This is a genomic window from Pedobacter hartonius (genome assembly GCF_900107535.1).
Classification (GTDB): Bacteria; Bacteroidota; Bacteroidia; order Sphingobacteriales; family Sphingobacteriaceae; genus Pedobacter; species Pedobacter hartonius.
The window spans coordinates 1-9,967 of sequence record NZ_FNRA01000025.1; the positions used below are offsets into that span (position 1 = coordinate 1).

The window sequence follows — 9,967 nt, forward strand, 5'->3', positions numbered from 1 at the left end:
CACTGGGATATTTGTCCCCGGAGGAATTTGGTAAAAACTTAAATAAAGAAAATATTGCAGCTTAACTGAATGTCCATTTTATTGTTGCAATTCCACGCAGCAAATGCTATAGGCAAGAGAAGAACTAGATAATGACCACAGAAGGAAGAATGAAGCTTGTTACAAGGTACTTTTTCCCACTGTTCAGAAGACTAAGAAGACTGCGAAGGTGTCAAAGCCTCTCTACGTGCTTCATTCTGGGGCTGATGGAACTGTGGTCGCAGAGTAAAAGAGAAGCCTTGTAGTTAATTCTGCAAGGCTCTTTTAGTTCATAGGAATTCATCAATAATGGTTTATATTTGTTAGTGCTATTCCAAGGGATACAGATTCAAAACTCTGCCAAAACTCTGACATAAGCCTTAAAATCGATGAGAATTGAGGAGAGGAATGTTCTTTAAAATGTGTTTAAGCGGGGTTGTCTTGTGCCACTAGATAGCCTAAACTAAATATAAACTTATGAGGTACATTTCAATGTTATTACTGTTTACAGTAATCTCTCTAACGGGCGTTGCGCAGAATAAGGATGCTATTCTGGGACAGTGGATCAATTCAACTGGCGAAGCACATGTAGAAATTTTTAAAAAGGGGACGAAGTACTACGGCAAGATCGTATGGCTGAAGACCGAGAAAGATGAAAAAGGAATTGTGAAAACAGATCTGAAGAACCCGAATGCCAGTTTGCGCAGCAAGCCAATCCTTGGAATGGAGATCTTAAAGGATTTTGTTTATGACGATGATAAATGGACAGACGGTAAAATATATGACCCTAAATCAGGGAAAACCTATAGTTGTAATATGAATATCAAAGATAATGGAGATTTGAATATGAGGGGTTATGTCGGTATCTCATTAATTGGCAGAACAGAAGTTTGGAAGAGGATTAAATAATGCGGATACTCTTCTATTTGATACTTCTGATCCCTTTTTCCGGAATTTCACAAACCTATGAACTGGGGTCGCTGACCCGTGAAAGTAATACCAGCATCAGGGGGATCTCCGTTATCTCTGACAGTATAGCCTGGGTGAGCGGGAGCAACGGGGCTATCGGTAAAACTACTGATGGAGGAAAGATCTGGAAGTGGACAAAACCTAAAGGATACGAAAAGCTCGACTTTCGTGATATTGAAGCTTTTGATGAAAATCGTGCGGTCATTATCAACGCGGGCTCCCCGGCGTATATCCTTCGTACTGAGGATGGCGGGAAGAGCTGGACGGAAAGTTATAAGAACCTCGACTCAGCAATATTCCTCGATGGAATGGATTTCTGGGACGAAAAGAATGGGATCATCTTTGGTGATCCCATTCAAAAACATCTGCAGCTTCTGACGACAACTGATGGCGGAAAGACCTGGAAAGATTCCAGTCCGGCATTGAAATTTGAAATGGCAACGGGCGAGGCCGGTTTTGCGGCCAGTGGCAGTACCATCAAGACCCTGCCGGGAGGCAAGGTGTGGATAGCCACGGGGGGAACTAAATCAAATATCTATACTTCCGATGATTACGGTAAAGCCTGGCGGAAGTATGATTGCCCCATACTGCAGGGACAGAGCAGCACAGGTGCCTTTTCCATAGATTTCTATGATGCCAACCAGGGCATAGTAGTTGGGGGCGACTATCAGAAGGATAAGGAAAACTCAAATAATATTTTGCTGACCAGGGATGGCGGCAAGTCCTGGGATAAGCCCGGCAGGCCTGTCTTCGGCTACCGGTCCGGAGTGATATGGTATGATGCCAGGAACTGTTTTGCTACAGGTACTTCGGGAACTGATGTTTCCAAAGACGGCGGACAAAGGTGGTACCATATCTCCGATGAAAGTTTCAATGCCATTAAAAGGGCAAAGAAAGGCAGCCTTGTGTTGCTGGCCGGAAATAAGGGAATGATCTATTCGTTAAAAATGAAATAAGATCAACGGCCATTCCTGATCCGTAAATAATTTAACACTTACACATATGACAACGTTAAAACCAACGGTTAGTATAGAATATTGTCCGAAATGCGGATGGATGCTCAGGGCGGCTTATATGGGGCAGGAGCTGCTCAGTACCTTTACCGATGAGCTGCATGGCGTGTTGTTGCAGCCCAGTGAAGTTGGCGGTTCCTATATCATCAGGATCGACGGTACGGTAGTTTTCGACAGGAAAGAGAAGGGCCGCTTTCCTGAGATCAAAGAACTAAAGCAGATCGTTCGTGATGTGGTAAGCCCTGAAAAGAGCTTAGGCCATTCTGATAAAACGGCCTAAGCATAGGAATTTATCTGGTACTGAAGATATCACCTTTATTCCATACAGGTCTTGTCAGGTCCTGGGCAACGAAGTAGCCAATCAGGAAATTGAGCTGTGCATACTTCTTTCCTGCTTCAAAATCGAACAATCCATTGATATCATCCTGTGGTTTATGGTAGTACTTTGCCCTCCATTTCGCCACAAGTTCGGTCAGGTTGTTCCTGCCGTCAGGGGTTTTGCTTCCATATTTAATATGAAGGGCAGGGATCCCTGCCAGCACAAAGCTGTACTGATCGCTTCTGGTAAAACGTGCCTGTTTAGGTTCAGGATCTGGTTCCACAGTTAGACCGAGGCAGGCAGCGGCCTGATCTACCTGTTTGTTCAGCGAGGAATGTTCAGCACCCAGTGCTGTTACCGATAATAGCGGGGCAATAATGGTAGGCATGTCTGTATTTACGTCTGCAACCATGCTTTTTACAGGAACTGTAGGGTGCAGGGCAAAATATTCAGAACCCAGGTCGCCCATCTCTTCGCCGGTAACCATCACGATCAGTATGGAGCGCCTGGGCTTTACCTTAATATGGCTGTATATATTTGCAATTCCCAGTAAGCTGGCTACACCAGAGGCATTGTCATGTGCGCCATTGTAAAGTGAATCGCCTTCGACAGGTTTGGCAATTCCTAAATGATCAAGGTGGGCACTGTGTACCACATATTCATTTCTAAGAACCGGATCAGCACCTGAAATCTTTCCAATTACATTATAACTGACGATGTCCTTCCAGGTAGTGGTAAAAGACACATTGACACCCTGTGGGATGACGAAGGACTGTGGCACTCCGGCTTTGAGCTTTTCGATCACCGGTTCAAGGGTTTTTTCCGAGGTTTTAAAAAAAGAATTCAACAGTTCATGTGTCACTGAGGCCAGAAAGCTGATCTGCCCTGAATAATAACTTTGTGATACAATTACATTGCCTTTATTATCTGTCACGCTGTAAACCCCATTGGCCGGGCCCGTTATCGTTTTAACATTAGCGTCTGCATTGCCAATAATTACACCCACGGCACCATGAGCTGCGGCTACTTTGAGTAACATGCGGACATTCATTACATGGGCGGCTACTGATGAGGAGAATTTTTCAGGGGAGCCCCGCATGATGACCACCGTTTTACCTTTTACATCGATGTCTTTATAATCATCATAACCAAGTCCGGGCTCACTGATGCCATAACCCGCAAATACCAGCGAAGAGGATTGTTTAACGCTGGCCACAGCCGGATTCGGATAAACGATATAACTGCCCGCACCAGGTAAAGGTACATTGCTGCCCTGCCCTGTGTTAAAGGACAGCAGGGCATCATTTGTAAAAGCCCTGCGCAGGTTTAACTTTTGCAGCCAGGTGCCATTTTCCCCTGCGGGTTTAACACCCGTCGACTTTAGCCGGTCTGTTACATAATCAACTGCCATCTGGAAGCCTTCAGTACCAGGCATACGGCCTTTTAACTTGTCGTCTGCCAGGTAGGTGATGTCTGCCCTGATCTGGTCTGGCTGCACCTGTTCAAGAGCTTCCCGGATATTCTTATCCAGCGTAATATTTTGTGCAAATGCAGTGGTGGCATTTAGTGCGGCGCAAACAGCGGTCAGTAGTGTTACTTTCTTTAAGTACATGGATAATGTTTGTTTTATGGTCGTTTTATTTCGGGATCAGATCAAGATGGTACTCCTGTATCAGTGCCGGGTTTTCGGGCGTTAAAGTAAATGTGATGCGGATATTTGCTTTCGTTCCTTCCAGGATAAAATATCCTCTCAGCTGATTTTCCGCTACCAGTTCGTTGATTTTTCTGATCTCACCTACCTGGGAATAGGCTGCTGCGGCATCAGCTTTTAGCCGGTCGGTGAAATAATCCAGGAAAAAGTTCTGTGCAAACAGGCCGGATTGCGCTACATTTTCCCATTTGGGCAGGAGTTTAATCAGTTCATTTTTACGCTTGTTCAGTATGGCTGAAGCAGGTAGCTGACGCGGGCCAATTCCTGACAGCGAAAGCAGGGTATCCAGCACCTGCATATTGATCACGCCTGCCCTGGCATAAGTTGCGTTTGCAAAGGCAACAATGCCGATCCCATATTCAGGCATAACCGTCCACTGGCTCCCAAATCCGGGAAGGCCTCCGGTATGGCCAACATAAACACGGTGATCACAGTCTTTGGTCCAGCGTAAGCCGTATGCATAGGCATTCACGGTAGGGCAGGGCCTTCCGTTCACTGTCTTCTCTGCCGGGTTCAGGGCATAGAGGTTCCATGGGTACTGCATTTCCCGGATAGAGCTCCTTTTCAGCGGACCGCTTTCCTGGTCGTCTTTTGGAGGCCATGCAGACAGGTGGAGGGCCATGTATCTGCTGAAATCTTCTATCGTAGTGATCAGCCCGCCCATTGCACTATAAGAACCGTCATGGAGCATCGGCTGTTCTACCCATCCGGAATTTACCCAGCGGTATCCGTGTGCGAGCTGGTCATCCGGCACTTTTGCATACTCCCAGTAGGTATGGCTCATGCCCAGCGGCTTCAGTATATTTTGTGTGATATAATCCTGGTAGGAGAGGCCTGAAACCTTTTTAATGATATATCCAAGGGTGGCAAAACCCAGGTTACTGTATTCGTAGCCCAGTCCGGGATCATTAGAGAATGAAACACCTTTTTTGTAGATGTTCAGCAGCTCCTCTTCTGTAGCTGCCAGCTGCCGGTCGCCCCATGGATTATCTTCCGGGTAACCAGCCGAATGCGTCAGCAAATGTCTGATCGTTACGGAGGATGCATCTGCCGTAGGATATTTTGCAGTTTTCATTTCTGGAATGTAGAGGCTCAAGGGGTCATCGAGCCTTAGTTTTCCCTCATCGCGAAGTTTTAATATGGCCATCGCCGTAAAACTTTTGGTCATCGAAGCGATCCGGAAATCTGATTTCGTACCGGCCACAGTTTTATTGCTGATATCTGTATACCCAATGTAACCTGTATGTATCAGTTTTCCATCTGCCAGAATCCCGTAAACCATTCCCGGAATATGATTTTCTTCTGCATAGGTTTTGTACAGCTGATCAATCACCGAAAAAGTTGCTGCTATTTTTTTTACCCTGTCCTGATCTTTAAAAACCGCCGGCTGATAAGATTGTGCAAATGTGATCATGCTGGAAGCAGATAAAAGGAGGCTTATATAAATCTTAGGCATCATGACAGCTGAATTGTAATGTTACAATCTACAAAATTCTTTTGATTTGAAAATTGATTATTTATTCCGGTAAGAAAGCTTTGAATGGAGCATATGCTATTGTAAAATGTTAAATTTAGGTCTTATATCATTGGATGAACCGAAAAATATTTATTTCTTCTTTAGTCACGGCTGGGGCATCACTTTCAGTCTTGAAGAGTTGGGCTGTTCCCTCACACGAACATATGCACCGGCATAAAATCCCTCCGTATCTGAATCCCGGCGACACAATCGGCATTACCAGTCCTGCAGGATATATTAGCCTGGAGGAGATCCGGCCTTCGGTTCAGCTGATAGAGAGCTGGGGATTTAAAGTGGAAATCGGGGCGGCTGTCGGCAAAAAGGATTTTACTTATGGCGGTACAGATGCAGAGCGTACGGCTGATCTTCAGCGGATGTTAGATGACCCTCACATTCATGCGGTGATGTGTGCAAGAGGCGGATACGGACTGGTAAGGATCATTGATCAAATCGATTTTAAGCAATTTGCCCGCCATCCTAAATGGGTGATCGGATTCAGTGATGTGACCGTACTGCATTGTCATATTTCCCGGAATTTCGGCATCGCTACTTTACATTCGAAAATGTGTAACAGTTTCCCGTCCGACTGGGCGCGGGCGGAGCCCATACAGATCTCCACCATCCTGTCCATCAGGCAGGCACTTTCCGGTGAAGATTTTAAGTATACAGCTCCTTCTGCTGCAGCGAACAGGAAGGGACGGGGACAGGGTGAACTGATAGGCGGGAACTTAAGTATTATCGAATCCGTTGCCGGTACCCGCTCCGATCCGGATACCAAAGGCAGGATCCTGTTCCTGGAAGATACCGGGGAATATCTGTATACCATTGACCGGATGTTGTGGAGCCTGAAGCGCCGGGGAAAACTCTCCGGGCTTGCCGGCTTGGTGATCGGAGGCTTTAAACTGAAACCTGATGATGCGGGAGAGGAGTTTGGCAAATCAATTTATGAAATCGTAATGGAAAAGGTTCAGGAATATGACTACCCTGTTTGTTTCGATTTCCCCGTAGGACACCAGAAAAATAATGCTGCACTCCGATGTGGTGTTCAGCATATACTTGACGTGGGGGCAGGGGGGAGTAAAATGTGGTCGGTTGATTCATATCCGGAATTGAGATCGGGGTTATAAGATGAGGAGGAGAGCGGAGAGCTTTAATCTTGTTATTTATTTAAGCGGTAACTGATTCCTGCATTCACAAACACATTTGGCTTAAGTAGATGGGCAGGCGGGGTTTGATAAATATTTTTGATCCCCCTCTCTCCAAACTGAAAGCTTCTCAGCGTCGTAACTCCTGCTGACAGCATAAAGTCTATTCGTTTTCCTTTCCATTTATTTTCCAGTCCAACGGGCAGCTCCCAGTAATTCAGCAAAGTTTTCTTAGGGTCAACTTTGTTTTCCACGTCGTAGCTTATATTTTTTGGTCTGAATGCCAGCTTTAGCTCTGTTTTTTCTGAGGTATGATAGGCCACACTGATCTCAGAAGGAAAATCAATGTTCAGCCGGAACTTGCCCGTGGTTTGCCATTGCAGTATAAATGCCGGCAGCACAAGGGGGGAATTGATTGCATTGTATACGAAACCACCGAAACCTATTGAAAACGTAGGGCTGTAGGTCTTGATAAACAGGAAGGCCCCATTGATAAAAAGGTCATGTGAACTTACTTTTTCAAGGTCGGCGTTGATCCCTGCCGATAACGTGCTAAGCATAGACCAGCTGGCATTGATGGAACGGAAGTGGGTTATGCCGAGGTTTGATGACAATAACCTGCTGGGAATAAGATTATTTACGTCATCCTTATGATCCAGCCTGGAATATGCGCCGCTCAGGGATCCTGTCCAGCTGCTGACCATCCCTGTCAGCGAATCTTTTTTAGCAGAAATCGGGAAGCTGTATCCCAGATTTGTACTTTGCTGGGCAGTCTTTAATTTTGTGTCTTCAAAGTTCTTTGAATGATTGTAACCGCTGGCCGGAATATATGTGCTGTTGATGTTCAAAGTGTTTTCTGGCATAAGCTGCGAAAAAGCATGCTGGCCCACCGTGATGAATACGATTGTCAGCAGCATCTTTAAGTTGCCAATTGTGGCTGATAGATTATTTTGGGGATTAAATCCCGGAGATAGAACAGTTGCCATTTAATCATGTTTATTCCTGAAACACGCAGGGCGGCACTTACCCTTACTGAGGATGCATAATTATTTTAAATAAAATCCCGTAAACAAAAAAGCCTCTCTACATGATGTAAAGAGGCTTGTACACCCAATAGGATTAATATCGAACCAGTTTGTTGAGGATTTGAGGAAATTGGTTTTTAAAAGTAACGAGGGGCGAAAAACTGTTTATTTGCCTGTGTTTAGATAACGAAGGCTTATGACGCCGTTGTATTTTGAACACAGCGTGTGTCCATCTTTAAGATATACCCTATTCTTTATTTCTTAACTGAACTATTTGCTCCAATGCAAGCACGTCAATCTGATCTTTTGGGCGATTCACAATTTTCTTATTTTCAATTAATTGGTTGATGTGGAGAAATGGAACATTGACATTTTCTATATCTGCCACAGATGCCATTTCAAGGCATTCATCGAAGGTATATCCCTCCAGACCTTTCATGTCAATAAGAATATCCAGGCGAAGTCCATTATTCAAGTGAAAATCAGTCCATCCAGGTATAAATTGCATATATTCAATCATTGGATAGTCGCCGATTTCACAATCATTAAAGGCTTTACGCAATAACTGCCTGTTTTCTAAGGTGTCTTTGAGCCAGATATCAAGATCACTTGTAAAACGTTGGTATCCGTGTAAGTTAGTAGCATAACCACCTACCATAATATACTGGACATTGTTGTTCTGAAGTGCTTTCCAGAATTTTAAGATTTCTTCGTCAAAGATATCCACAGGTTATTTGCTGATAAAAGGTTTATGGGTTATAGAAGCTTTATTCATAGTCTGCTGTACTTTGAATAAACGGGTAGCCATTTCAAAGCGTTCTTTATAGGAGCGTTTTAGACCTTCTTTCAAGAGCTCTAATTCTGCCTGATCAAATGTATGTTTATCTTTCTCCATAATGTATTGACCTTTTGACTCTACCTCAAAATTACATAAAATGTTTGTTTGTAACAAGATGAGTTTAAGACCAAACCCTTAATAAACAAAAACGGCCTCTAAATATATTTAGAGGCCGTTTTTGGCGATGTACACCCAATAGGATTAATATCGAACCAGTTTGCTGAGGATTTGAGGAAAGTTGCTAATGTTAATCATTAAATATGGTGTCCCCTATGGGACAAATGTCGAACACTTTTATAGAAGATTGTAAGCAAATTTTGAATTTTTTAAAAAGGTAGAAGTAGTATATAATGGATGGGTTTGTCTAGTTTGTACTCTAATTAATCCGTCCACGTCTATGAGGTCTAAGTAAGTAATAATGGTATTCTTAATTTTTTATTTTAATGAAACTATCAAAAGTTTTTGTGAACTTGTTTCTAAATAATTATTGCACCTAAATAAGTTAACGCCTATTTATTCTAATTTTATGACATTAATGAAGACTTTAATTATCACTGCTGCGATGTTTGCAGTGTTTAGTTAGGCTTGCCGAAAATCTGAATTGCTGGATTTTAATAAATCAGAATCTTTAGCTTCCATACAGTCGGCTTTTAGCGAAATTAACTATCGGGACAAGCTATCTACTAGGATCAATGATACATTAAAATACTATTGGGAGCCAAATTGGTCTATGACAAAAGAAATCAAAAATGGTGATACTGCTTATTTTTATGTCCCGTTGACTGCAAAAGCGATGAATACTTCAAGTAGGAAGGATATAAAAATAAGTGTGCAAAACATTTCCAAGTTCCTACTGTTAAGAAGGTTAGACGGCGATCAAAATTTTTATATTGAAAGTTTTGTAGGCTACAAGAAGTCTGTTGATGATTCAGTGAAATTTTCCTCTGGTTTTTCTGGAAATCTCACGCTTTACAACCTTGTATCAAATGAGGAATACGTTTATGAATACAATAAAGGAAAATTTAAGCCAAACAACAAATTTGCTGATAAAGCCTTAAAATCTTCAAACATTTTAAATACTCAGTCTTGCAGCTACATAGAAGTTTGTTCCTGGACACGGTCATGCTCAGAAGGTCTCACTGTTACTGTTACCGAATCACCCAGTTCCCAAACACCTTATGCATTCGCTTGTCCTCCGCCCACAAATATCCCCGGATGTGGACAAGGGGGCTGGAGAAAGTCGGATTCATATCTAAAAACCAATTGTTCAGGTAGTGGACAACTGCCACCTCCTCCAGTTCCTCCTGGCACAATTGGCGGCGGCTCCGGCGGGGGCACTGGAAGTGAGGGAGAATCATCACAAACACCTGTTCCAGCAGATACAAATGTTGCAAAGATCGCTTTGTATTGTTC

At 43.5% G+C, this 9,967-nt stretch carries 10 protein-coding genes; 5 read left to right on the top strand and 5 right to left on the bottom strand.

Annotated elements, in window-relative coordinates; genetic code table 11:
- The first annotated feature begins 495 nt into the window (after positions 1-495).
- Genes BLW16_RS22535 through BLW16_RS22545 form a run of 3 tightly spaced genes read left to right on the top strand, consistent with a single transcriptional unit; the run spans position 496 to position 2,280 of the window.
- The gene (locus BLW16_RS22535; protein WP_090560148.1) at positions 496-927 is read left to right on the top strand and encodes a DUF2147 domain-containing protein; all 432 of its coding nucleotides are present in this window, start codon (positions 496-498) and stop codon (positions 925-927) included.
- The gene (locus tag BLW16_RS22540) at positions 927-1,943 is read left to right on the top strand and encodes a WD40/YVTN/BNR-like repeat-containing protein (RefSeq protein ID WP_090560149.1); all 1,017 of its coding nucleotides are present in this window, start codon (positions 927-929) and stop codon (positions 1,941-1,943) included. The genes BLW16_RS22535 and BLW16_RS22540 overlap by 1 nt, the downstream gene beginning before the upstream one ends.
- Positions 1,944-1,989: 46 nt before the next feature.
- A complete protein-coding gene (locus BLW16_RS22545; protein WP_090560150.1) occupies positions 1,990-2,280 on the top strand; it encodes an Rdx family protein in 291 nt (96 codons plus the stop codon).
- A gap of 10 nt (positions 2,281-2,290) precedes the next feature.
- Here the strand turns inward: BLW16_RS22545 and BLW16_RS22550 are convergent, their stop codons facing one another.
- Entirely contained in the window at positions 2,291-3,931 is a 1,641-nt protein-coding gene (locus tag BLW16_RS22550; RefSeq protein WP_090560151.1) for a M28 family peptidase, read from the bottom strand.
- A 25-nt stretch (positions 3,932-3,956) separates the two neighbouring features.
- Positions 3,957-5,444 (bottom strand): serine hydrolase domain-containing protein, encoded by a 1,488-nt coding sequence (locus tag BLW16_RS22555; RefSeq protein ID WP_217631627.1) that lies wholly within the window; start codon positions 5,442-5,444, stop codon positions 3,957-3,959.
- 233 nt (positions 5,445-5,677) lie between these two features.
- On the opposite strand from BLW16_RS22555, the gene BLW16_RS22560 reads away from it, so the two are divergent.
- A complete protein-coding gene (locus BLW16_RS22560) occupies positions 5,678-6,673 on the top strand; it encodes a S66 peptidase family protein (RefSeq protein ID WP_317039988.1) in 996 nt (331 codons plus the stop codon).
- A gap of 32 nt (positions 6,674-6,705) precedes the next feature.
- On the opposite strand, the gene BLW16_RS22565 is transcribed toward BLW16_RS22560, so the two are convergent.
- From BLW16_RS22565 to BLW16_RS23400, 3 genes are all read right to left on the bottom strand, one after another.
- Positions 6,706-7,677, bottom strand: a complete 972-nt coding sequence (locus BLW16_RS22565; RefSeq protein ID WP_139298387.1) for a DUF6268 family outer membrane beta-barrel protein — start codon at positions 7,675-7,677, stop codon at positions 6,706-6,708.
- 286 nt (positions 7,678-7,963) lie between these two features.
- On the bottom strand, positions 7,964-8,443 hold the full coding sequence (locus BLW16_RS22570) for a hypothetical protein (RefSeq protein ID WP_090560154.1): 480 nt from the start codon (positions 8,441-8,443) through the stop codon (positions 7,964-7,966).
- Positions 8,444-8,446: 3 nt separating this feature from the next.
- On the bottom strand, positions 8,447-8,611 hold the full coding sequence (locus BLW16_RS23400; RefSeq protein ID WP_175470688.1) for a hypothetical protein: 165 nt from the start codon (positions 8,609-8,611) through the stop codon (positions 8,447-8,449).
- Positions 8,612-9,284: 673 nt separating this feature from the next.
- Between BLW16_RS23400 and BLW16_RS22575 the strand changes: the two genes are divergently transcribed.
- Positions 9,285-9,967, top strand: a 683-nt coding sequence (locus BLW16_RS22575) for a hypothetical protein (RefSeq protein WP_217631628.1), incomplete at its 3' end; no start/stop codon positions are given.

Bases quoted from the DNA above. Each gene is read 5' to 3' on its own strand.
- BLW16_RS22535 (WP_090560148.1), top strand. From the start codon at position 496: ATGAGGTACATTTCAATGTTATTACTGTTTACAGTAATCTCTCTAACG.
- BLW16_RS22540 (WP_090560149.1), top strand. From the start codon at position 927: ATGCGGATACTCTTCTATTTGATACTTCTGATCCCTTTTTCCGGAATT.
- BLW16_RS22545 (WP_090560150.1), top strand. From the start codon at position 1,990: ATGACAACGTTAAAACCAACGGTTAGTATAGAATATTGTCCGAAATGC.
- BLW16_RS22550 (WP_090560151.1), bottom strand. From the start codon at position 3,931: ATGTACTTAAAGAAAGTAACACTACTGACCGCTGTTTGCGCCGCACTA.
- BLW16_RS22555 (WP_217631627.1), bottom strand. From the start codon at position 5,444: ATGATCACATTTGCACAATCTTATCAGCCGGCGGTTTTTAAAGATCAG.
- BLW16_RS22565 (WP_139298387.1), bottom strand. From the start codon at position 7,677: ATGGCAACTGTTCTATCTCCGGGATTTAATCCCCAAAATAATCTATCA.
- BLW16_RS23400 (WP_175470688.1), bottom strand. From the start codon at position 8,611: ATGGAGAAAGATAAACATACATTTGATCAGGCAGAATTAGAGCTCTTG.